Origin of the sequence: Flavobacterium turcicum, from assembly GCF_011365745.1 — a bacterium.
Taxonomy (GTDB): domain Bacteria; phylum Bacteroidota; class Bacteroidia; order Flavobacteriales; family Flavobacteriaceae; genus Flavobacterium; species Flavobacterium turcicum.
The window spans coordinates 240,653-265,398 of the sequence record NZ_JAAOBY010000004.1 but is presented as its reverse complement, the minus strand read 5'-3'; the positions used below and the strand labels follow the sequence as shown (position 1 = coordinate 265,398).

The 24,746-nt window shown below is 36.4% G+C and carries 20 protein-coding genes and 1 riboswitch; of the genes, 2 read left to right on the top strand and 18 right to left on the bottom strand.

What is annotated here, in order from left to right:
* Position 1: 1 nt before the first annotated feature.
* The 9 genes from G9Q29_RS09390 to G9Q29_RS09350 all read right to left on the bottom strand — a co-directional run bounded on the left by G9Q29_RS09390 (position 2) and on the right by G9Q29_RS09350 (position 10,311).
* Positions 2-1,912 (bottom strand): DUF3857 domain-containing protein, encoded by a 1,911-nt coding sequence (locus G9Q29_RS09390; RefSeq protein ID WP_166136174.1) that lies wholly within the window; start codon positions 1,910-1,912, stop codon positions 2-4.
* 148 nt (positions 1,913-2,060) lie between these two features.
* A complete protein-coding gene (gene dtd / locus G9Q29_RS09385; RefSeq protein ID WP_166136171.1) occupies positions 2,061-2,513 on the bottom strand; it encodes a D-aminoacyl-tRNA deacylase in 453 nt (150 codons plus the stop codon).
* 81 nt (positions 2,514-2,594) lie between these two features.
* Positions 2,595-3,572, bottom strand: a complete 978-nt coding sequence (rsgA, locus tag G9Q29_RS09380; protein ID WP_166136168.1) for a ribosome small subunit-dependent GTPase A — start codon at positions 3,570-3,572, stop codon at positions 2,595-2,597.
* A gap of 123 nt (positions 3,573-3,695) precedes the next feature.
* Entirely contained in the window at positions 3,696-4,220 is a 525-nt protein-coding gene (locus G9Q29_RS09375) for a hypothetical protein (RefSeq protein ID WP_166136165.1), read from the bottom strand.
* Positions 4,221-4,410: 190 nt separating this feature from the next.
* Positions 4,411-5,493: a bifunctional 3-deoxy-7-phosphoheptulonate synthase/chorismate mutase type II gene (locus G9Q29_RS09370; RefSeq protein ID WP_166136162.1), complete on the bottom strand. Its 1,083-nt coding sequence runs from the start codon at positions 5,491-5,493 to the stop codon at positions 4,411-4,413.
* A gap of 94 nt (positions 5,494-5,587) precedes the next feature.
* Complete coding sequence (locus G9Q29_RS09365; protein ID WP_166136159.1) at positions 5,588-6,445, bottom strand: prephenate dehydrogenase; 858 nt, start codon at positions 6,443-6,445, stop codon at positions 5,588-5,590.
* 212 nt (positions 6,446-6,657) lie between these two features.
* A complete protein-coding gene (locus G9Q29_RS09360) occupies positions 6,658-7,803 on the bottom strand; it encodes an aminotransferase class I/II-fold pyridoxal phosphate-dependent enzyme (protein WP_166136155.1) in 1,146 nt (381 codons plus the stop codon).
* Positions 7,804-7,846: 43 nt separating this feature from the next.
* Complete coding sequence (locus G9Q29_RS09355) at positions 7,847-8,674, bottom strand: prephenate dehydratase (protein ID WP_166136152.1); 828 nt, start codon at positions 8,672-8,674, stop codon at positions 7,847-7,849.
* 389 nt (positions 8,675-9,063) lie between these two features.
* Positions 9,064-10,311: a dicarboxylate/amino acid:cation symporter gene (locus G9Q29_RS09350; RefSeq protein ID WP_166136150.1), complete on the bottom strand. Its 1,248-nt coding sequence runs from the start codon at positions 10,309-10,311 to the stop codon at positions 9,064-9,066.
* Between the two features lie 188 nt (positions 10,312-10,499).
* On the opposite strand from G9Q29_RS09350, the gene gldA reads away from it, so the two are divergent.
* Complete coding sequence (gldA, locus tag G9Q29_RS09345) at positions 10,500-11,396, top strand: gliding motility-associated ABC transporter ATP-binding subunit GldA (protein ID WP_166136147.1); 897 nt, start codon at positions 10,500-10,502, stop codon at positions 11,394-11,396.
* Positions 11,397-11,423: 27 nt separating this feature from the next.
* Positions 11,424-12,203 (top strand): hypothetical protein, encoded by a 780-nt coding sequence (locus tag G9Q29_RS09340; RefSeq protein WP_166136144.1) that lies wholly within the window; start codon positions 11,424-11,426, stop codon positions 12,201-12,203.
* A 234-nt stretch (positions 12,204-12,437) separates the two neighbouring features.
* Here the strand turns inward: G9Q29_RS09340 and metF are convergent, their stop codons facing one another.
* From metF to G9Q29_RS09295, 9 genes are all read right to left on the bottom strand, one after another.
* A complete protein-coding gene (gene metF, locus G9Q29_RS09335; RefSeq protein WP_166136141.1) occupies positions 12,438-13,394 on the bottom strand; it encodes a methylenetetrahydrofolate reductase [NAD(P)H] in 957 nt (318 codons plus the stop codon).
* An 81-nt stretch (positions 13,395-13,475) separates the two neighbouring features.
* Positions 13,476-16,151, bottom strand: a complete 2,676-nt coding sequence (gene metH, locus G9Q29_RS09330) for a methionine synthase (protein WP_166136138.1) — start codon at positions 16,149-16,151, stop codon at positions 13,476-13,478.
* A gap of 502 nt (positions 16,152-16,653) precedes the next feature.
* The gene (locus tag G9Q29_RS09325) at positions 16,654-17,094 is read right to left on the bottom strand and encodes a hypothetical protein (RefSeq protein ID WP_166136135.1); all 441 of its coding nucleotides are present in this window, start codon (positions 17,092-17,094) and stop codon (positions 16,654-16,656) included.
* A 27-nt stretch (positions 17,095-17,121) separates the two neighbouring features.
* A complete protein-coding gene (locus G9Q29_RS09320) occupies positions 17,122-18,123 on the bottom strand; it encodes a homocysteine S-methyltransferase family protein (RefSeq protein WP_166136132.1) in 1,002 nt (333 codons plus the stop codon).
* A gap of 249 nt (positions 18,124-18,372) precedes the next feature.
* A riboswitch (SAM riboswitch) is annotated at positions 18,373-18,485 on the bottom strand.
* A gap of 173 nt (positions 18,486-18,658) precedes the next feature.
* Entirely contained in the window at positions 18,659-19,711 is a 1,053-nt protein-coding gene (locus G9Q29_RS09315; protein ID WP_166136129.1) for an NAD(P)/FAD-dependent oxidoreductase, read from the bottom strand.
* 230 nt (positions 19,712-19,941) lie between these two features.
* Positions 19,942-20,520 carry a precorrin-2 dehydrogenase/sirohydrochlorin ferrochelatase family protein gene (locus tag G9Q29_RS09310; protein ID WP_166136126.1) on the bottom strand — a complete coding sequence of 193 codons (579 nt, stop codon included), beginning with the start codon at positions 20,518-20,520 and terminating at the stop codon, positions 19,942-19,944.
* Between the two features lie 2 nt (positions 20,521-20,522).
* The gene (gene cobA / locus G9Q29_RS09305) at positions 20,523-21,296 is read right to left on the bottom strand and encodes a uroporphyrinogen-III C-methyltransferase (protein ID WP_166136123.1); all 774 of its coding nucleotides are present in this window, start codon (positions 21,294-21,296) and stop codon (positions 20,523-20,525) included.
* Positions 21,289-23,379 (bottom strand): HEPN domain-containing protein, encoded by a 2,091-nt coding sequence (locus tag G9Q29_RS09300; protein WP_166136120.1) that lies wholly within the window; start codon positions 23,377-23,379, stop codon positions 21,289-21,291. Before G9Q29_RS09300 ends, cobA begins: the two co-directional genes overlap by 8 nt.
* A gap of 95 nt (positions 23,380-23,474) precedes the next feature.
* The gene (locus G9Q29_RS09295; RefSeq protein WP_166136117.1) at positions 23,475-24,719 is read right to left on the bottom strand and encodes a sulfate adenylyltransferase subunit 1; all 1,245 of its coding nucleotides are present in this window, start codon (positions 24,717-24,719) and stop codon (positions 23,475-23,477) included.
* Positions 24,720-24,746 lie beyond the last annotated feature (27 nt).

The window sequence follows — 24,746 nt, the reverse complement described above, 5'->3', positions numbered from 1 at the left end:
TTTATTGGTTTTTGGTAAGTATAATTTTAGCATTGTCATTTTTGGCAATCTGTTCCATAAACAATCGATAGCTATCATAATCAGAATTGGCGTAGATTCCTTTTTTGATTAAAATAGTTCTTTTGTATACTAGATTGCTATTGTCTTTTTTGATGATTTCGGTTTTATAATCTCCATATTTAGTTTTTAACTCGAAGTTTGCAGGTAAAAATTCAATTTGAAATCCTGATGGTAGCACTATTGCTATTTCATCAGTATCAAGATAACCGCGTGGAATTTCGAAGGGGTTTTTACGATTGCGTATGCGTTTAATTGTTCCTGAAAATTGGTTGTATGCGTTTATTGCAAGCATCATTTTACCTCCTGAATTAGAAGCATAGTTATCTGCACTCAGAGTAATGTTTTCAATAAATTCTATTTTATCTTTGTCATTTTGTAAATTAATTTTAGCAATTTTCAAATTGTTAATATTGGTCCAATATTGTTTGTAATGCGCATCTTTTTCGGTTGGCTGAAGCTTTTCAGTTGAAGCTTTTGAACTGTATTGAGACCCTGTTGAAACAATTTTAATTGCGCCTGTTAAATTCCCCTGTGCATCTAAACTATAGGTCCCAGTTGAAATTTGACCATTATCCTTATCGTGGTATTTTTTAGTATGAATGATTTCTCCACCCTCAGGCTTCATGACCACAACGTCACGGTCATCAGTAAAATTAGCTTGAAAACCAAAGGGATCATCCTGGCTGGTACACTCCAAAAATATACTGTCATCTGCATTTGGGACACATAAAATGACATGATTCCCTTGAACAGAGAAAAAATCTGCTTCGATGTTGCGGATGTCCCGGTCACCAAACAATTCTGTGTAATACGAAGGGACACCAACAACCTCTAGTAATGCTCTTGTGTAGTTAGAAAGAGCCTTACAGTCTCCATAACCCAATCTATCAACATCGGAAGCCAACATGGGTTTGAAACCGCCAATACCCACTTGAACACTTACATATCTTGATTTTTCTTGAACAAATTTGTAAACAATTTTAGCTTTTTTGATCGGATCAGTTTCAGTACCCACCAAAGTTTTAATTTTAGCTTTTGCCTCATCGCTTAAATTAGTTGTTCCGATGAGAATGTTTTCTGAAAACCATTTCCCATACTCTTTCCAATTCTTTGCAGTTCCGTCAACTCCTTCTAAATTAAAATTTTCTAGACCCATCATTACTCTAGGAAACACCTTAGCAGCTGGTGTATAATCCTCGTATTTTTCGGCAACAATATTTAGCGCTTCGTACTGCAATTGCGTTGGAGAATCAAATATAGTTTTGATCTTAAAATTGGCGAAATTGAATTCTTTTTTTCTAAAACCCAATGCTTGAGGCACATTGACACTGACAATGCTTTTTTCAATACTTACATTATATTCTGAAAGCAACGACCAAGTGGGAATAAACGCAGTATTAGAGGTTTCAATTTCACTTTCGTAAACAATAGTAAAAGGGTATTGTGTAGGGGTATACTCAAGATAAATAAAGCGCCCATCTGAAAAAAGTGTACTGCCGCCTGATGCACTTTGTTCTTTAAAATCTTTTCTTTTTATCTTTTTGATTTCGTTACCAAAGACATCATATACAACAGCTTCAATGTTTTTAACCGAACGTCTTTTATCAAAATTTTCGACAGCATCTATTGCTTTTAATCCCAATTCATTCAAGACGGTGACAACTCTTTTAGTTTTGATGTTCATACTCCTTTGCGACGCAATTGAGATATCCAATTGATTGAGTCTGACAACTGCATTGGCATTGTTTTTTAGACTATCTGCAATGTTAATTGCTGTGTAATTAATTTTTTGAGCGTTCAAATTAGTTGCAAAAATTGCAGCAAAAAGAACAACAAGAGTTGTAATTCTCATTTGATAGAAAATAAAGATAATGAATGATGAACCCAAGTGGGTTGTAGAAAATTACGCATTTCAAAGAAAAGCGCATTGATTGCTTGTTAAGGATTTCCTAATTCGTGGTGTTCAAAAATAGCATAAATCTCACAATGTGAACCTATTTTTATTCTTTATTTTTACTATCCATCACAATAGTTACTGGGCCATCATTTAGGAGTTGTACCTTCATGTCAGCGCCAAAAACTCCGGTTTGTACTTTTTTACCGAGATCTTGTTCAATTTGGGCGACAAATTTGTCATACAAAGGAACGGCTATTTCTGGCTTTGATGCCTTAATATACGATGGCCTATTGCCTTTTTTAGTTAAGGCATGAAGGGTAAATTGAGAGACTACAATAATATCACCACTGATATCTTTTATGGAAAGATTCATAACATCGTTTTCATCTCCAAAAATACGGAGATTGACAATTTTAGAACTTAGCCAACTGCTATCTTCTTGCGTATCCGCATCTTCAATACCAACCAATACCAACAATCCTCTTTGAATATTGGCTACAATTTGATTGTCAATTGTTACTGATGCTTGAGAAACTCTTTGGATTACTACTTTCATTAATCAGTCTTAAAGTTACAAAGTCTTAAAGTCGAAAGTAAAAAAATCTAAATCTTTCCTTAATTATGACTTTTAAAAATACTACTCTCTCGTTTTATCGCTTATGATTCTATCCTCGTTATGAATGTCAGTTCGATAATGTTCATCGTCACCTTCTAAAATTTTAAGGTAACTGTTGTAGCGTGACCAAGCAATTTCGTCTCTATCCAAAGCGTCTTTTACAGCACACTTCGGTTCTTCTTTATGCAAACAATTGTTAAATTTACACTGATCTTTTAGTTTGAAAAATTCCGGAAAATATCCGCTTATTTCTGCAGGCTCCATATCAACCATCCCAAATCCTTTGATTCCAGGTGTGTCAATAATACTTGCCCCAAAAGACAAATCAAACATTTCTGCAAAAGTTGTAGTGTGCTGCCCTTGTTTACTTGCCTCCGAAATAGTTTTAGTACGCAAATGCAATGATGGCTCCATGGCATTTACTAAAGTAGACTTTCCAACACCTGAATGACCAGAAAACATACTTACTTTACCAATCATCATTGCTTTCAATTCCTCAACACCTTTCATTTCAGTTGAGGATACGCGCAAACATTGATATCCAATTTGCTGGTATACATGCTGCATGTACAATTGCTCATCAACAGTAGCATCATCAAAAGTGTCTATTTTATTAAAAACCAACACAGTTTCAATTCCATATGCCTCTGCCGTTACTAAAAAACGGTCGATAAAATTAAAAGTAGTTGGCGGATTATTAACCGTAATCAATAAAAAAACGCGATCAATATTAGAGGCAATAATGTGCATTTGATGCGATAAATTGACCGACTTTCGGACGATGTAATTTTTACGATCGTGAATTCCGTGAATTGTACCCGTTACGGCATCTGAGGTTTCCTCTAATTCATAATCAACTACATCACCTACAGCAATGGGGTTGGTACTTTTAATGCCTTTGATTCTGAATTTTCCTTTGATCCTACATTCAATAAACTGCCCAGATTCCGTTTTTACGGTGTACCAGCTTCCTGTAGATTTGTAAACGAGTCCTGTCATGAGGCAAAGGTAAAATTTTGTTTGAAGTTTAAAGTTTAAAGTGTAGAGTTTTTTTAGAAACAAGTTCAAACAAAAAGACCGTCTGTAAAAGACGGCCTTTCATTTTATAAAATATTTGAAAAACTAGTATTTGTATCCAATTCCTTTTTTGATTGCTTGAGAACCACCTAATTGATTTGAACTTGCCCCAACAGTAGTTTTATCAGCAGTCATTAAAATAAATGGATAACCTCCTGCAGCTGCCTCTTTTTTCAATTTCATTTCTGCTTTTTTATCCGCTGTATTACCAGTATGGTAGTTAATCAAGCCTGTTTTTCCTCTTACTTCACCACCTTTTATCAAACCAGCAATATAAGACTTATCCTCTAGTATCACTACCTTTTCCCAGTCGGCATCGCTAGCTACTACAATTTTTTCAGTAACATTTTCAACACGACCGCTTTTACCATAAACAATTTTTTCAATTGCATATTTGCTCATTGTGTTTTCGGCATCTTCTCCGTCGTACTTGTAGATTACTGTAAATTCTTCCAGTTTTACAACTTTCCCTTTTACAGTTTCTCCGTTGTGCTTGGTAATTACATCAACTTGAGCATTTGCTGTTGCCATACCAAGTGTAAGTGCTAATGCTAAAATAATTTTTTTCATTTGTTTGTTTGTTTGTTATTGATTACTAATTTTTGGCAATATTACAGAAATAAAGCACAATTATAAATTTTTTATAAAATAAAATCGTACTAAAAGTAAAAATTTAATATGCAGAAAACTTAGAGCTAAAAAAAACCTCCAAAACTTCAAACTCGAAGCAGTGGAGGATTTTAACATGACTTAAAAAAAATTAAGCATTCAACACCTTATCTTGATGGCTGATACTTTCTTGGTGAATGGCCTTGAATAATTTTAAAACAAACTCTTCTGAAAGTCCTTTGGTTTCTCCATCCAAAATCATTTTACCTAAAATTTCGTTCCAACGGTTATTTTGTAGTACTGCTACGTTGGCTGCTTTTTTAACCAAACCAATTTCGTCAGCTACTTTCATACGTTTGCCTAAAAGCTCTAGCAAAGTGGCATCTAATACATCAATGTTAGCTCTTAATTTTTTCATTTTCTGAGTAAAATCATCTGATACATCGTCAATTTTACGCACTTTTAAATCAATAAAAATTTGTTTCAACGCATCGGGTGTTACTTGCTGAGCCGCATCACTCCAAGCATTATCTGGATCAATGTGCGTTTCAATAATCATCCCATCGTAATTCAAATCTAAAGCTTCTTGCGTAACCTCTAAGATCATTTTGCGATCACCAGTAATGTGCGAAGGATCTATAATCAAAGGCAAATCAGGGAATTTATTTTGCAATTCAATAGCAATTTGCCACTCTGGAATGTTGCGGTATTTGGTTTTCTCATACGTAGAAAATCCTCTGTGAATCACTCCTAATTTTTCGATTCCGGCATTGTACAAACGCTCTACTCCACCTAACCACAAAGATAAATCTGGGTTTACAGGGTTTTTCACCAAAACAATTTTATCTGTTCCCGCTAATGCATCAGCAATTTCCTGAACCGCAAAAGGATTTACCGTTGTTCTAGCACCTATCCACAATACATCAATGTCATATTCTAAAGCTAATTTTACGTGAGCAGCATTCGCTACCTCAGTTCCCATTAGCAATCCTGTTTCTTCTTTGGCTTTCTTCAACCATTTCAAACCTATTTCCCCCACGCCCTCAAATCCTCCTGGACGCGTTCTTGGTTTCCAGATTCCTGCTCTAAAAACACTTACATCCGAATCTTTCAACTCATGAGCAATTTTTAATACTTGATCTTCGGTTTCAGCGCTACATGGCCCTGCTATTACTAATGGGTGGGTCAAATTAAATGCCTCCAACCAGTTTCTCATTTCTTTCTTATTTTCCATCTTTTCTAAATTTTATTTTCTAAGTTTCGTTTTTTTTATATGTTTTCTTATGAACACTGCTAGCTGTTAACTGTGACTGAAAACTGTCAACTGTTTACTTCTTAACATTCATCCCGTTTAATATCTCTTTAATCTTATTCACACTTTCCATTTCATTGTAAATCGCCTCGTAATCCTCATTCTCTAAAAGCTCCTTAAATTTAGATAAATTCAAGATATATTCATTCAAAGTTTTTACGACTTGCTTTCTATTTTGTTTAAAAATGGGTGTCCACATCGCGGGTGAACTTTTAGCAAGACGCACGGTACTTTCAAAACCAGAACCTGCCATATCAAAGATGTCCTGTTCGTGTTTTTCCTTGTCAATGACTGTTTTTCCTAACATAAAAGCGCTGATGTGGGACAAATGCGAAACATACGCAATGTGCTTATCGTGTGATTTTGGATCCATATACCGAATGCGCATTCCCATTTCTTGAAACAATGCCAAGGCGCGTTCTTGCAATTTAAAAGTCGTTTTCTCCACCTCACAAATAATGTTTGTTTTGCCTTGAAACAACCCTTTTATCGCTGCCGATGGTCCCGAAAATTCAGTTCCAGCAATAGGATGCGTAGCTATAAAATTTCTCCTTTTGGCATGATTGGCAATACCTTCACAAATAGGTAATTTTGTAGAACCCACCTCAAAAACAATCGTTTGGTCACCTATTACCTCCAAAACTTGGGGTACAACCGTGAGCGCTACATCTACAGGAACCGAAACAATCACAAAATCAGCATGCATTAAGTCTGCAAATGTTGCCATTTCATCAATAACGCCCAACTTAATTGCCTGATCTAGATGTTTTTCATTGGTGTCAATCCCATAAATCGTGGCGTTCGGATACAAATCTTTAATATCCAACACCATCGAACCACCTATCAAACCTATGCCTATTACAAATACTTTCATTTTTTTGTTTTTTATCCGAAGCTTATCCTGCTATCCGTTGCAATCTTTCTTGCCGAACGCCGGCAGCAAAGGATTTCCACTACTATCAGGGCTAGGGAATCTCGTTATATAGAAATTTATTCTTTCATTAAACAAATTCATTTAATCATGAATAATAACTTATCACAATAAATCTCTCTGCTATTTCATTCCCCCTTTGGGGGGTCAGGGGGCTAAAATCGACTGATTGCTTCCCTAATTTTTTCTTCTTCAACACACAAAGCAAATCGAATGTACCCTTCTCCATTACTCCCAAAAATAGTTCCCGGTGTAATAAAAATTGATTTCTCATGCAAGATTCTATCAATAAACGCCTCTGCTGATGTAACTCCCTCGGGTAATTTTGCCCAAACAAACAAACCAACACCTTCTTTATACACTTTACAACCCAGTTTTTCAGCGAGTTCCTCTGTTACAATTCGTCTTTTTCTATAGATTTCATTCATTGCATCAAACCAAGATTTATCACTTTTCAGCGCTGCAACAGCTCCTTTTTGAATTCCGTAAAACATGCCGCTATCCATATTGCTTTTTACTTTCAAAACCGCATCAATAGCATTGGCGTTTCCTAAAACCATTCCTACTCTCCAGCCCGCCATGTTAAAAGTTTTACTCAAAGAATTCAATTCTAAAGCCACCTCCTTTGCTCCTTCTACCTGCAACAAACTCATCGGATTGTCATTCAAAACAAAACTATAGGGATTGTCGTTCACCAATAAAATTTCATGTTTTGCCGCAAAAGCGACTAATTTTTCAAACAACTCCAAACTACCTCGAGCTCCCGTAGGCATATGCGGATACCCAATCCACATGATCTTTACCTTGGATAAATCCAATTGCTCCAAAGCTTCAAAATCCGGCTCCCATTGGTTTCCTTCTTTTAAATCATAATACACAGGCACAGCTCCTACTAAATTGGTCACTGATGTGTACGTAGGATAACCTGGATTCGGAATCAAAACATGATCGCCTTCATTTAAAAAAGCCAGCGAAATGTGCATAATTCCTTCCTTGGAACCCATCAAAGGCAAAATTTCTGTTACAGGGTTGAGAGCTACACCATAATTTTTGGCATAAAAATCAGCCATACCTTCGCGCAACTCTGGTAAACCTTGATAACTCTGGTATTGATGCGCATTTTCATCTTGCATCGCAGCTACAATTGCAGCTACAATTGCAGGCGCCGGTTGCAAATCTGGACTCCCAATTCCCATATTAATGATGGGTTTGCCTTCGGCTGCCAGTTGCCTTACTTCTCTCAATTTGGAGGAGAAATAGTATTCTTCAATAATATGGAGACGTTTTGCTGTGGTAATCATTTGTAATTTTTTAAATCTGTATAACTTGGTAACTCGAGGCTGTTTATATTTTAGTATTCTTGTATTCTCCCAAGACTTTAAAGTATTCGGCCATAATATTCAATAATGATTTTGCTTTAGCATAATCTTCGTATTTCTCAAAAGTGACATCCACAAAAAAGGAATATTTCCAAGGAGTTTCAATTTTGGGCAAAGATTGAATCTTAGTTAAATTCAATTTACAATCGCTCATCACGTTTAAAACTGCTGCTAAACTCCCGCGTTTGTGATCTAGTTCAAATTTTATCGATGCTCTGTTGATTTCACTTTCGGGAACAAATGAGTTTTCTTTTTTGATAATAACAAAGCGCGTCATGTTGTTCTTAATCGTCTGTATTTCTGGCGCAATAATTTCCAAATCATACATTTCCGAAGCTGTTTTACTTGCAATTGCCGCTATTCCTTTCAGTTGATTTTCCTGAATTCTTCGCGCTGTTTCAGCAGTGTCTTTGTCTTCAACCAATTTGATATTGGGATATTTTTTCAAGAAATCCATACATTGTAATAACGCCATCGGATGCGAATGTACTTCCTGAATATCTTCAATTTTTTGACCTTTTAAAGCCATTAAATTTTGATGAATACTCAAATAATGCTCTCCAATTATGTGTAAATTATTCTTGTCAATTAGCGCGTAATTCGGAATAATTGGACCTGCAATAGAGTTTTCTATGGCCATCACAGCTTGATCTGACTTACCTGATAACAAGCTGTCTACCAATTCCTCAAAAGACAAACACTCGTCAAGAACAAATTCATGATTGAAATATTCTTGAGCCACTTGATGATGAAACGAGCCCGTAATGCCTTGTATTCCTATTATTGTATTCATTTTACACACTTTTAAGCAAAAAAAAATCCCGATTTGCATCGGGATTGTATATTTATAGTATCAATTTAATTTTTGAATTAAATAACCATGCAACAATCCCTTTCTACCTTCCAGAAGAAATAATAAGAGTTGCTAAAATAAAATCGGTTACTCAACATGTTGTTGTCTTTTTTGTATTGATTACTCTGCGAATGTATACATAATTTTTAACTGAACCCAAAAAAAAGTTGATTTTATGACACAAAAAAGAGATTCGCTAAAAAGTTGGTTATTAATTATGTAATGTTTAAAAAAAGGCTCTAAAAATACCATTCATACAACAGCAATTTCTGTGTTGTCAAGAAAAAACAAGACTTAGTTATCTTGTAACACACAATATTGAAAGTGATTTATACTAGTACTTTTTCAGAAAGCCATTTTTTTCCTTCTGCAATTCTTGCTACTAACATTGCCGAAATCAAATCTCCATTAGCATTTAACAAAGTTGCCATTGGATCCACCAAAGTTCCAATAATCATTGCCGCTGGCAAGGCTTGTTCCATGGGGAAACCATAAACTGTTATGGCAAGGATTTCGCCTATGTAACCGCCATTAGGAATTCCGCCCTCAACAACAGAAACCACAACTGTGATTCCTAAAGCGGTGAGAATCGTAATTGGATCCGTAAAATCCTTACCAAACATCGCAAAAATAACGGCTATCTTGATAATGGATGACATACTCGAACCGTCTTTATGCAAAGGTGCACCCAATGGAATAACGACATTCCTAATGTGAGCAGGAATATTCATTTTTTCGGCACCGTCAAGATTGGCAGGAATGGTAGCAATACTGCTGCAGGTCCCAATAGCTGTTAACGAAGGCGTTATATTATTTTTCCAAAACACTTTAAATCCTAATTTCCCACCTGCCATGTAGGCATACAAACTAAAAAACACTATGAAGTAAAAGGCACAAACAGCATAATAAAGTCCTAACGGCTTGGCATAAGCACCAAACAATTGTGGACCAAAAATACCCACCTGATAAGCAAAATAAGCACCTAAGCCTACGGGCGCTGTTTGCATAATAATGTGTAGCAATTGTTTCATTACTTCGTTACCAGATTGTAAAAACCTACTGAAATCATTGCCTTTTTCACCAGATTGCAAGCTGGCAAACCCCACTAAAAAGGAAAAAAGAATGAGCGCCAACATGTTTTTTCGGGATAACAATTCATAAAAATCACCCGCAGTAAGCAATTGGGTTATCTCAGAGCCAGTGCTACTTTCGGCTACAATTTCTAACGGAATTTTAGAAATGATAATATCTTGATGGATTGGAAAAATCAAAACTCCTACTACCATAAGAATTGCAGAAACCAAGACCGTAAACAAAAAGACTCCTATTACGATTAAGAATAACTTTCCAAGTTTTTCGGTTTTTTCTAAAGTAGCAATTGATGCCGATATGGTAAAAAACACTAACGGAATTATCGCAGTAAACAACAAATTTAGAAAAATGTCTCCCAAAGGTTTCAAAACCTCCACTTCTTTACCAAAAACCAAACCTAATATACTTCCTGCAAGGATACCTCCAAGAAGTAACATAATGCTTTTGTAATTTTTCAAGAAACCTCCTGATCCTATATCTTTCATGTGTCTTTTTAACTATTTTAAGTAAATATAGAAATCTAAATGATAGCGGTGCAATCACGGTGCTACTTTTTTATCATTTCGAATAGAAGTACTCGCCACTATTCGTGAAAAAATTATTCGTGAATTAGTGGGCAATCGAACAACAAATCCATTCATTTTCTGTTTACTTTTGCAATAAATAATTCATCATGTCAATAGCAGTAAATAACATTTCCAAAAGCTACGGTGCTCAAAAAGCATTAGATAACATTTCATTTTCAATTAACAAAGGAGAAATTGTTGGTTTTTTAGGTCCAAATGGAGCTGGAAAATCGACTTTGATGAAAATTTTAACTACCTACATAACCGCTGATGAAGGAACTGCCACGGTAAACGGGCAGGATGTAAACACCAATCCAAAAGCCGTACAACTTTCTATTGGGTACTTGCCGGAGCACAATCCGTTGTATTTGGATTTGTATGTTCGTGAATATTTAGCCTTTAATGCTGATGTGTACAAAGTTGCCAAATCTCGTATCGAAGAGGTAATTCAACTGACTGGTTTAAGTACCGAAAGCCACAAAAAAATAGGCCAACTCTCTAAAGGATACCGCCAGCGTGTAGGATTGGCCAATGCGCTACTGCACAATCCTGATGTTTTAATTTTGGATGAGCCTACCACTGGTTTAGATCCAAACCAGTTGATGGAGATTAGAAACGTAATTAAAAACGTGGGGAAAGACAAGACTGTTTTTCTTTCTACACACATTATGCAAGAGGTTGAGGCAATTTGTGATCGCGTAATCATCATCAACAATGGAAAAATTGTAACCGATAAAAAACTGGATAACTTAATTTCTGAAGATAAGGAACAGGTAATTGAAGTTGAATTTGATTTTCAAGTCGAAGAACAATTGATTTCTAAAATTGAAAATCTTGTTTCGTATGTTAACGTTCATGATATGATGTGGGAACTGACTTTTAAATCAGATAAAGACATGCGTTCTGTTGTCTTTGATTTTGCTCAAAACAATGGTTTAAAAACCTTACAACTCAATCAAAAGAATAAAAACTTAGAAGCGGTGTTTAGAGAGATAACGAAATAGTTGGCAGAAATTTAAAATCAAAAAAATATGAAAAGAACATTACTATTTATCATAATAATATTTATTCCAAATTTTATTATTGGACAAAAAACACTTTTTGACTCATTAAAAGTAGACAACTCAACAAAAATTGTTGGAAGAAATCCTCATTATGACAAAGATAAAACTTACGAAAAATATAATTTCATAATTGAAGACTCAATTAAAATTGTTGACTTTATAAAAAATATAAAATTAGGTGATGAAGTTAGAAATTCATTAGAAAATCGAAATTTTAAACTTACAATTGTAAAAAACAAAAAAGAAATCGGTTCTTGGACAATAAATCCTACACAAAAAAGTGCAATGACTCATGATGGTAAGACTTATAAATTTGATCTAAATCAGATAACGAGTTTCAACCAAACTTCTCCTCTAAAATATTATCATGAAGTAAAAGTGTTTTCTTCTAAAAAAGATTATGAAAATTATCTAATCGAACAGAAAAAAAATCCAAACTTTTTATTTGATTACTCTCCACAATTTAAATATGAAGGAAGTTTTGAAATTGAATTTAAAAAATCTTCGAAATTTTCAAGCCCAAAAGTTATAAGCGAATATTTAACTCCATACATAGAAAAGATTGTTAAAAAGGATGAATATAGTTTAAGTTATGTATTAAATGATAAAAACAGAAATAATACTGACCAATTCACAATGACAATTCGTGGCTCAAAAAATATATTTGAAGAGCTAAAAATTAAATCCTTGAAAAATGAAAATTGGGAAGAAACAGTTGAAGATGGTTATTTCTTTTATAAACAATAAACTTTTGCTAATAGGCGTTTGGCAACATTTCGAATTTTGTCGTAAATTCACGTTTATTTCTCGCAAGAATTTTTTTCTTTGATAGAAAATAATCGGTTCCGAAATTCGCAACCTCGCCAAGCGCCGGAACTTTGACAGTTTTGAGTTATATTCTCGAATAAAACACAAATTATAAAAAAAGCTTCCAGTTCTCCAAGGCGAACTGGAAGCTTTTGAAATATAAAAGATAAATTACTAAAAAAGTTGACTCGCAATTTGACGGATATTTTCTGATTTACCCATCGAATAATAATGTAAAACAGGAACTCCAGCTGCCTTTAATTCGCGGGATTGCTGAATAGCCCATTCAATTCCCACTTGTTTTACATCTGCATTTGTTTTGCATTTGTCTACTGCATCAATTAAATCTTCTGGCAAATCAATTCGGAAAATTTGCGGTAAAATTTGCAAATGTCTTTGCACCGCCAATGGCTTGATACCAGGAATAATAGGCACTGTGATTCCCATTTCTCTGGCTTTGGCAACAAATTCAAAATATTTTGCATTGTCAAAAAACATTTGTGTCACCACATAATCAGCACCTGCGTCCACTTTTTCTTTTAACCTTTTCAAATCGGACAGTAACGATGGAGATTCCAAATGTTTTTCAGGATATCCTGCCACTCCAATACAAAAATCAGCCTTATTATCAGCATGAATGACGTCATGTAAATATTTGCCTTCATTCAACAATTTGATTTGCTTAACCAAATCAATCGCAAAATGATTACCACCCGCTTTTGGCACAAAGGATTGTTCGTCCTTCATCGCATCACCACGCAACGCCATTACATTATTGATGCCTAGATAATGACAATCAACCAATAAATATTCTGTTTCTTCTTTGGTAAAACCACCGCAAAGCACGTGTGGCACCGTATCAACATTATATTTGTGTTTGATAGAAGCGCAAATCCCTAAAGTCCCCGGACGCATTCTGGTTAGCTTTTTATCCAATAAACCATTGCCTTTATCCACATAAATAAACTCCTCGCGTGAGGTTGTCACATCAATAAATGGCGGTTTGAATTCCATCAAAGGGTCAATGTTGTCATACAATTCTTGAATACTTTTCCCTTTTTGAGGCGGAATAATTTCAAATGAAAACAAAGTTTCACCTTTGGCTTTTTCTATATGTTGTGTTACTTTCATTTTATTTTTTGTTTCATGTTCCAAGTTTAAAGTTTAAAGTTCTGTCGAGTAACTTGAAACCTTAAACTTGAAACAAAATTCCTAATCGGCTATATTCGGGTTCAACCATTTCATGGCTACATCAGTGGAAACATTTCTTCTTTTGGCGTAGTCAATTACTTGATCTTCTTTAATTTTTCCGAGTCCAAAATACTTACTTTCTGGATTCCCAAAGTAGTACCCAGATACAGATGATGCTGGCCACATAGCCATACTTTCGGTTAAGGTTACTCCAATTTCTTCTGCAACATTTAATAATTTCCAAATAGTCGGCTTCTCTAAATGATCCGGACAAGCTGGATATCCTGGCGCTGGTCGAATTCCTTTATACACCTCATCAATCATATCTTCGGTAGATAAATCTTCGTCTGCGGCATAACCCCAAAATTCTTTACGCACTTTTTCGTGCAAATATTCAGCAAAAGCTTCAGCGAAACGATCAGCAAGCGCTTTCACCATAATCGAATTATAATCATCTAAATCCTTTTCGAATTCAGCCGCCCATTCGTCCACACCAAAACCAGTAGTCACACAAAAGGCTCCCATATAATCTACTTTCCCACTTTCTTTTGGAGCAATAAAATCAGCCAGAGCGATGTTTGGCGCTCCTTTTGTTTTTTGAGATTGTTGGCGCAGACTCAAAAATGTTTGTAATTGTTTTCCGTTTTCATCCGTCAGTTCAATATCATCATCATTGATTTGATTCGCCGGAAAAATTCCATAAACACCTTTTGCTGTTAACTTTTTCTCCTCCAAAATCACTTTCAACATCGCTTGTGCATCTGCAAAAACCGAAGTCGCTTGTTCGCCAACTACCTCATCAGTTAAAATAGCTGGATATTTTCCAAACAATTCCCAAGTTCTAAAAAACGGCGTCCAATCGATATAAGGTACCAAAGTTTCTAAATCAACTTCTATGATTTGCTTGCCAATAACTTTAGGTTTCACCGGCGTGAAATTATCCCAATCCAATTGCAATTTATTTTTACGGGCTTGCTCAATGGTCAAGAAATTCTTATCGCGGGAACGATTCAAAAACGTTTCTCTAAACGCATCGTATTCTGCACGAATATCACTCGCATATATTTTTCGGTTGTGATCCAATAAATTCCCCGCAACCGTTACCGCTCTCGAGGCATCGTTAACGTGAATGACAGTCGAATTGTATTGTGGTGCAATTTTCACGGCTGTATGCGCGCGCGAAGTTGTTGCACCACCAATCATTACTGGAATTTTCAGTCCTCTTTTATCCAATTCCTTAGCGAGATACACCATTTCGTCAAGCGATGGCGTAATCAATCCGCTCAATCCAATAATATCTACTTCATGTTCAATAGCTGCTGCGATGATTTTTTCTGGAGGCACCATCACACCTAAATCGACAATCTCATAATTATTACAAGCCAACACCACCGAAACTATATTTTTACCAATATCATGAACATCACCTTTTACCGTGGCCATCAAGATTTTTCCGTTACCTGATTTGTCGCCAACTTGCTTTGCCGCTTCAATGAAAGGCAAAAGATAAGCCACCGCTCTTTTCATTACACGTGCCGACTTTACCACTTGAGGCAAAAACATTTTACCCGAACCAAACAAATCACCTACGACATTCATTCCCGCCATTAAGTTGATTTCAATTACTTCAATGGGTTTTGTGGCAGCCAAACGCGCTTCCTCTACATCAATTTCTATAAACGCATCAATTCCTTTTACTAACGAGTGTGTAATTCTTTCTTGAACGGTTCCATTTCGCCATTCTTGAACTACTGCTTCATTGGTTTTTGTACCATCTCCTTTTACATTCTCGGCAAAATCAAGCAAACGTTCTGTCGCATCGTCGCGACGGTCCAGAATAACATCTTCAACATGCTCTAATAAATCTTTCGGAATCTCATCATATATCGACAACATTTCTGGGTTTACAATCCCCATTGTCATTCCGTTTTGAATGGCATGGTACAAGAAAACCGAGTGCATCGCCTCACGAACCGTGTCGTTTCCTCTAAATGAAAACGAAACGTTACTCACCCCACCGCTGATGTGAGCGTGTGGTAAATTTTCGCGAACCCACTTGGTTCCTCTAAAGAAATCCAACGCATTCAAGCGGTGCTCTTCCATACCTGTTGCTACTGGAAAAATATTCAAATCGAAGATGATGTCTTGTGGCGGAAATCCAATTCCCACCAAAATATCATACGAACGCTTGCAAATTTCGATACGTCTTTCGTAATTATCGGCCTGACCCACTTCGTCAAAAGCCATCACAATTACCGCTGCTCCGTAACGCTTTATCAATTTAGCATGATGAATAAAAGCTTCTTCGCCTTCTTTCAACGAAATCGAATTCACAACACATTTCCCTTGTACGACTTTCAAACCCGCCTCAATGATTTCCCATTTCGAACTGTCAATCATAATCGGAACGCGTGAAATATCCGGTTCGGCCGCAATCAAATTCAGGAATTTTGTCATCGCATATGCGCCATCGAGCATTCCCTCATCCATATTGATATCGATGATTTGTGCACCGCCTTCTACTTGCTGGCGTGCAATATCAAGCGCCTCATCGTATTTTTCTTCCTTAATCAATCGAAGAAATTTTCTCGAACCCGTCACATTGGTTCGTTCCCCTACATTCACAAATACACTTTCCGGCGTAATGATTAAGGGTTCTAATCCTGATAATACTAGGTTTCTTCTTTTTTCTGCCATTTCTTTATTTTGAGTTACTCCGTTACTAAGAAACTTAGACTGAGTTTTTATTTTTTTATTTATTGCAAAGTTTTCGAAACCTTACCATTTTATTTCAATTCATTTTTGGGCGTGTCCCTCCAAAAAAAGTCGGGTCGGGCTATTCGTTTCAAGTCCTCAATCAATTCCGTTAGCACTCCATTGACCAGCGGGCTTTCCACTACTATCCCTCACGCGGGCATTATGCTAACAACACACTTCTTTTTTATATTGATTCTTCCGTTTCTTTATTCTTCATTTTTTTATATTCTTCATTTTTGTCATTCTGAGGAACGAAGAATCTAAACAAGTCGCTCACATAATAAAGATTATTCATTCAGTTCGCTATCACTTGGGCGTTCGTTCCTCAAAATTGCAAGCTGTACTTTAAATAAGTTTTATCGCTGAATAAAACTATTTTACTTACCTATACTTCCTTTGACTTGCGTAATAGATGCATTGGAATAAAATATCATAATCGCTATCACTGCCATTTTGATTTTTCTAGATATCGACTAGTTACATTTCCATCGTATACATAATATTTAGTCCAAGTAAAACCATTTTTAACAAGAGTAAGGGAATCGGGCTTCAATTCTTTATCTAAAAAAATATAATTCCCTTTCGGATTATTTAAATCATACTTCACTTTGTAAAACTTATTTAAAATTTCATCTCCTCCCATCGTATTTCTCTGAGAGATAAACTTACCATCCACATAAAAGCAATAGATTAATAATCTTTGTCTACCGACCTTTTTAAACTTCGTTGTTAAACCAATTGCTTCGCCCTTAAATGTTTCTTTGTAGGTATCAAACTTTGTTTTTCTCGAGATATCAAATAAAATATATATTATTGCCAAGGTAAGAGAACATAGCAGTATCCATTTCAAATTCTTAAAATTATCAATAGTCTTTTCCTCCATTTTTTAATAAACTAAATTATCTTAACATTACATCACCGCGGTCGAAACCCTCGGTTTGTATTCCTTGGTGATATCGGCAATTAATTTGATGTGTGCTGGTGTTGTTCCGCAACAACCGCCTATAATGTTGACCAAATTATCATCGAGATATTCTTTGATAAAAGCTTGCATCTGTTCTGGTGTTTCGTCGTATTCTCCAAAGGCATTAGGTAAACCTGCATTAGGATGCGCCGATACGTTGAACGACGTATTTTGTGATAAGGTTTGTAAATAGGGTTTCAATAAATCGGCGCCAAGTGCGCAATTGAATCCTACACTCAACAAAGGTATATGCGACACCGAAATTAAGAAAGCCTCAACGGTTTGTCCCGAAAGTGTTCTTCCAGATGCATCTGTAATGGTTCCTGAAACCATTATTGGAATATCAAGATTGCGTTCGTCTTTTACTTCTTCAATGGCAAAAAGTGCTGCTTTGGCATTTAAGGTATCAAAAATAGTTTCTACCAAAAGTAAATCGCAACCACCATCCATAAGCGCTTCTACTTGTTGCTTGTAAGCAATGCGCAAATCATCAAAAGTTACGGCTCTGTAACCGGGATCGTTTACATCTGGTGACATGCTTGCTGTTCTGTTCGTGGGTCCAATGGAACCTGCTACAAAACGAGGTTTGTCTGGATTCTTGGCGGTGTATTCATCGGCTACTTCGCGGGCTATTTTTGCCGACTCATAGTTCAATTCATACACATATTCTTCCAGATAGTAATCGGCCATACCGATGGTGGTTCCTGAGAAGGTATTGGTTTCAACAATATCAGCTCCAGCTTCAAAATAAGCGGCGTGAACGTCTTTTATGGCTTGTGGCTGAGTGAGCGACAATAAATCATTATTTCCTTTTAATGGATGTGGAAAATCCTTGAAACGTTCTCCTCTAAAATCTTCTTCGGAGAAATTATAACGTTGCAACATGGTTCCCATAGCTCCATCAAGGATGAGTATGTTTTTTTTAATGGCTTCGTGAATGCTTGACATAACTTTTTATTTCTTGTAAATCACAATTTGAAATGGTGATTTTTACTTTTGATTAGTATTTCCAAAAGTTCCCAATTTTTCTTTATAGCCCTGATGGCAGCGGCATCCTTTTTATTCGCCTTTTTTCGGCGAATAAAAAGATATAGCGAACAGCAGGAACGATCATGGCTGAAAAGCGCCATTAATCTGCTCTAAAAAATTCGATATGTTGTCAAGAAAAGGTTTGAGAAATACTGTAGAAGTATTCTTGTGTTATCTATCTTTGATACTGGTTGTATAAAGTAGAATGTAGCACCTTCTTTAAAAATAAAGGGTTGCTAAGGTTTCATTGGGTCTTTTCCCTCCGCCTTTCGTGATAACTTTCAATAAATATAGGAACAGTGCAAAGGAACGACATAGCGCTAACAATTGCAAGTATTTTTTTTAAAGATTGTAGCTTAGTTTGTTGCAAAACTTTAAAATAAAAAAGGTTCTGAATTACTAAGATTTTAACCGATCTTAGCAACTCAGAACCTTTGTGACGCTGCAACTTTATTTACACGATTGCTTTTACAACCGCTTTTGGAGCTTCTTTACGAGTTCCATCAAAACCATCTACGCCTGAAACGGTAGTGTATTTTAACACATAGCGCTTGCCTGGATTAATGATTTGGTAGGCCGCTTGACACATTAAAGTGGCTTCGTGGAATCCGCACAAAATCAATTTTAATTTTCCTGGATAGGTATTTACGTCACCAATAGCGAAAATTCCCGGAATATTGGTTTGGTAATCTAAGGCGTTATTTACTTTGATGGCGTTTTTTTCGATTTCTAATCCCCAGTCGCCGATAGGACCTAACTTTGGAGTAAGACCAAAAAGCGGAATAAAATAATCGGTTTCGATGGTGCGTTGTGCACCGTTTTCCTCGACTACAACTGCCTCCAGATGCTCATCTCCTTTTAAACCTACTACTTCACCTGGCGTAATCATTTTTATTTTGCCAGAAGTCTTTAGTTCTTGTACTTTTTCTACAGAGTCTAAAGCACCACGAAACTCGTTGCGACGGTGAATCAAAGTCACTTCTGAAGCTACATTTGCCAAGAATATACTCCAATCTAGCGCCGAATCTCCACCTCCAGCGATAACTACGCGCTTGTCACGGAATTTCTCTGGATTTTTAATGAAGTATTTAATTCCTTTGTCTTCGTAAAATTCGATATCCTCAATCAATGGTTTTCTTGGTTCAAAACTACCTAATCCGCCAGCAATAGCAATAACTGGCGCATGGAATTTCTTGCCTTTGTTTGAAGTCACAATAAAGGTTCCGTCTTCTTGTTTTTCGATGGTTTCAGCACGTTCACCCAAGGTAAAACCTGGTTCGAACTGCTTGATCTGCTCCATTAAATTATCTACTAAATCACCAGCTAATACTTCTGGAAATCCAGGAATATCATAAATAGGCTTTTTAGGATATAACTCTGATAACTGCCCACCCGCTTGTGGCAACGCATCTAATATATGACATTTTAATTTTAATAATCCTGCTTCAAAAACTGCAAATAAACCTGTTGGCCCTGCGCCAATAATGAGTATGTCTGTTTTAATCATTTTGATTTAATTTAGTATCCTATGTTTTGCCTTCAGTTGTAATTGTCGGCTGTTATGGAAATTGTTAATTGTGTTTCTATGTGTTATCGTATTGAACCTAGGAGCTCAATACTTTTATTTTGAATTGAGTACAAATATCACCATTCTGTTTAGTTAAAAAAACAGAAACTGATTATTAAGAACTATTACATCTTAGCTTTTTTCTATGAACTTAAGATTGTGTCTTGTGCTTACTTTGCTTTGAGCGTCTCTGTGATTTCATTCATTTTTTGAACTTTTTCCTCAAAATTACCTTTCAGTGTTTTTCGATATTCATTGAGGTTTTCGACCATTTTATTGATATCGTCTGGAATTATTTCTTCAAAAAACTCTCGCAATCGTTTGGCTGTAGTGGGTGATTTCCCGTTGGTTGAAATGGCAATTTTCACATTCCCTTTGGTTACAATTCCGCCCAAATAATAATCACACAAAGGCGGTGTATCAGCAATATTACAAATCAAATATCTTTTTCGGGACAAATCATAAATCCTCTTGTTCACCTTCAAATCATCGGTGCAGGCAATCACCATGTGGCGTTTACGGAGCATCCAGCGATTGAATTTTTTATAGGTCAACTTCACTGTTGGGTGACTTGCCGCCAAGGTTTCTAACTCTGGCAAAAACCAAGGTGCCACTACCTCAACATTGGCATTGGGACTGGATTTCAACAGAAACGATAGTTTTTCTAAACCCACATTTCCGCCGCCCACAATGAGCACATTGAGGTTGTGTAATTTTAAAAAAATAGGATATAATTCGTTTCTTTCCACTTTTATTTTAATTCTTTGGCTATAAATTCTTCGTAAAAGCCTTTTAATTTATTGCTTTCTTTAACCACCTCGCCAATGACGATAATGGCAGGCGAACTTAATTGCTGTTTCACCACCACTTGCTCAATGGTGTTAATGGTTCCAACTCCAATTTTCTCCTGAGCGGTAGTTCCGTTTTGAATAATGGCAACCGGTGTTTCACCTTTAGATTCTTTTTGGAACAAATCGATAATCTGAGTGAGTTTGCTCATTCCCATTAAAATAACCACCGTTGCTGATGATTGTGCAGCCAAAGCCACATCATTTGATAATTTTCGATAAGAAGTTGTACCTGTAATTACCCAAAAACTTTCAGAAACGCCTCTTTTGGTCAATGAAATCCCTTGATAAGCCGGAACAGCAATCGAGGATGAAATTCCAGGCACCACCGATGTAGGTATACCAAAACTTTCTATAAAATCAATTTCTTCACTTCCGCGTCCAAAAATAAAAGGATCGCCTCCTTTTAGTCGAACCACATGCCCGTACGTTAAGGCATTGTCTACAATCAATTGGTTGATTTGATCTTGCGAATATTCATGACAGCCTTTGCGTTTCCCTACAAAAATCTTAATCGCTTTTTTGGGAGCATACGTAAAAATCTCCTCGTTGGCTAGGGCGTCGTACAATACCACATCCGCTTCTGCTAATGCTTTGGCACCTTTGATCGTCAGTAAATCCGGATCTCCAGGACCCGCACCAACTAGTGTTACGATGGGTTGTTTCTTTTTAAGCATTAGCTAAGTCTTTATTTCTATACGCTTCGATGGCATCAAAAAACACGATGGCATCTTGAATGTACTTTTTAGCAAATTCAGCAGAAGGTTCATTTTGATTGATTTGATATACAAGTTCTCGTAAAGAAGATTGCAATTGAATGCTATTTGTAGCCACAAAAACAGTATCAAACAAATCGATAATTCCCGCTTGGTGGTTTGTTTTTTGGTTTTCAGCAAGTAATAATGCTTTGGCTCCATTGACAAATCCAGCGTAAGCCAAATAAATTGCATCGGACCATTTTGCATCTTCAAAAGCTTCTTGTGCAAAAGTCAATTTTTCTTTCGCTTCAAATAATAAGGTTGCAACCAAGTCAATTACAACTCCCGCACATTCTCCAACCCCAACTGCTTTTACATAATTATCTGCATTTCCCCAGTCAATAAAATCAGCTTCGGTTAGATTGGTTACATCGGCTAATGGTTTCAAAAATTCGTAAAAATATTTTTCGCCTTGAGCGTCATAATAATTCAAGAACGATTGTCCGTTTGCATTGGCTTCGAAATCATTTAAAATCAATCGCAAAGCATCTGGTCCTCTTCGGCTCGGGATTTTGATTACTTTATCAGAGAATCTTCCGTTTCCATTTCCTAAATTTCCTCCTCCTAATAAAACTTGCAAGGCTGGGGCTACTAATTTACCCGCATTGATTGACATTCCTTGAAAACCAATTTCGGCCATATTGTGTTGCCCGCAAGCATTCATACAACCACTAATTTTAATAGTAATTTCACGGTTGTTGCTGTACTGCGGATATTCAGTAGTTAAAACACGTTCTAACTCTACCGCAATTCCGGTACTGCTCGCAATTCCTAAGTTACACGTATCCGTACCCGGACAAGCTGTAATATCAGCAATCGTGTTGTAGCCTGTGGTTACAAAATCTAATTTGGCTAATTCTTGGTAAAAGAAAGGAAGGTTTTCCTCTTTTACGTGACGAATTAAAATATCTTGACGCAACGTAAAACGCAATTCGTTTGCTGCATAATTTTTGATCAAATGCGCTAATGCCCTCGCTTTATCTTTATAAAAATCGCCTAATTGTACTTTGATTCCGACGGCCACATAACCCGCTTGTTTTTGCGGAATTACATTTGTTTTTTTCCAAGCTTCAAAAGCTGCTACATCTTCAATTTCGACTTTTGGCACTTCTAATAATGGCACTGCAATAAGGCCCTCAAAAGCAGTAGTATCGATTTCAACAGTTTGGTGAGACAAGGCTTTTTTCTCTTCGTCTACCAATCGTAAAAATTCGTCTTTCCCTATTTCCTTCAACAAAAATTTCAAACGTGCTTTTAAACGTTTGGCTCTTTCGCCGTAGCGGTCAAAAATTCTTAAAATCCCTTCGGTTGTTGGAATGATTTGATTGGCCGGAATAAACTCTGTCAGCAATTCAGCATGACTCGGTTGCGAACCTAAACCTCCGCCTAACATTACTTTGAAACCTTTTATACCGTCTACAATTTTTGGAATAAATCCTAAATCATGTAAATAACTCAAACCCGTATCTTTATCTGATGACGAAAACGACATTTTGAACTTACGTCCCATTTCTTGACAAACCGGATTTCTCAAGAAAAACTGAAACATCGCATGCGCATACGGAGACACATCAAAAGGTTCCTCTGGATCAATTCCTGCAGTTTCACTAGCGGTAATATTTCGAACTGTGTTTCCACAAGCTTCTCTTAGGGTAACATCGTCTTTTTCTAACTCGGCCCAAAGTTGCGGTGTTCTATCTAAACTCACATAATGAATTTGGATATCCTGACGTGTTGTAATGTGCAAACGCCCTGTTGAATACTCATCAGAAACTTTTGTGATGCGCACGAGTTGCTCGCTAGTTACTTTACCAAAAGGCAACTTGATACGAATCATTTGCACGCCTTCTTGACGCTGCCCGTAAACACCACGTGCTAATCGCAGACTACGAAAACGCTCGTCATCAATTTTTCCGTCACGGAATAAAGCAATTTTTCTTTCTAAATCGATTATATCTTTTTGAACAATCGGATCTTCAATTTCGGTTCTAAAACTTTCCATTTGTTATAAGCTATTCGCTATTAGCTTTGGGCTGTTAGCTGTTTATGAAATTCATTTTACATTTTTGCTGAAGGCTTAAAGCCAATAGCTAAAGGTTATTTTATAAATCCTACTCCTGCTGTTGTGTTGGTTGTTGCGTCAATTAAGATGAAAGCTCCGTTTGATTTATTATCGTTGTATGCATCAAAATAAATGGCTTTACTCAACTTAATGTTTACTTCGCCAATTTCGTTGATGGCAAGTTGAGAGGCTTCTGTAGTGCCGGAGAAATCAGTTGCAATCACATTTTTCACACTGTCAATCTTAGCTAAAACTCTGTTAGTATTGTGTTGAACATAATATTTAGCACCAGGAACTAGCTTTTTAGTGTCCATCCAGCATACGGTGGTGTTGATATCTTTCTCTACTTTTGGCAATTCAGATGATTTTACAATCATGTCGCCTCTGGTCACATTGATATCATTTCCTAATTCGATGGTGATTGAAGAGCCCACAGTTGCTTCCTCAAATTGCTTGTCAAAAAAGTGAATATTTGTCACCACTGATTCTGTTAAAGAAGGCAGCACCGTTACCGTATCACCCACTTTGATATTATTGCCATACAATTTTCCGGCATAGCCTCTAAAATCGTGGTATTCTTCTGTTTTTGGTCGGATTACGGTTTGAACAGGGAAACGCGCTTTTCCTTTTTCATAAACATCAGCTGGTTCTAAAGCCTCTAGATGCTCCAGAATGGTTTGCCCTTGGTACCAAGGCATTCCTCCTAATGATTCTACTACATTATCACCTGTCAAAGCACTTAACGGAATGTAACTCACGTTTTGTTCTTTGAAAGTACTTTTAGCATTTAAAGCTTCAAAATCCGCTTTGATTTTATTAAAAACTTCTTCCGAATAATCCACCAAATCCATTTTATTGATCGCCACAATGACCTCTTTTACTCTCAATAAATTATTGATGAAAAAGTGGCGGTAGGTTTGCTCAATTACACCTTTACGAGCATCAATTAAAATGATTGATACTTGCGAAGTAGAAGCTCCTGTAACCATGTTTCGCGTATACTCAACGTGACCAGGAGTATCAGCAATGATATAACTTTTTTTAGCTGTCGAAAAATAAATATGCGCCACATCAATGGTAATTCCTTGTTCTCTTTCGGCCACTAAACCGTCTGTAGCCAAAGAAAAATCTAAATAATCATATCCTTTTTGCTTGCTGCTTTTTTCTATTGCTTCTAATTTATCTGTTGTCAACGATTGCGTATCATACAATAACCTCCCAATTAAGGTACTCTTACCGTCATCTACACTTCCTGCTGTTGCTATTTTTAAAACTTCCATTCTACTATTTTTGTTTCAGGTTTAAAG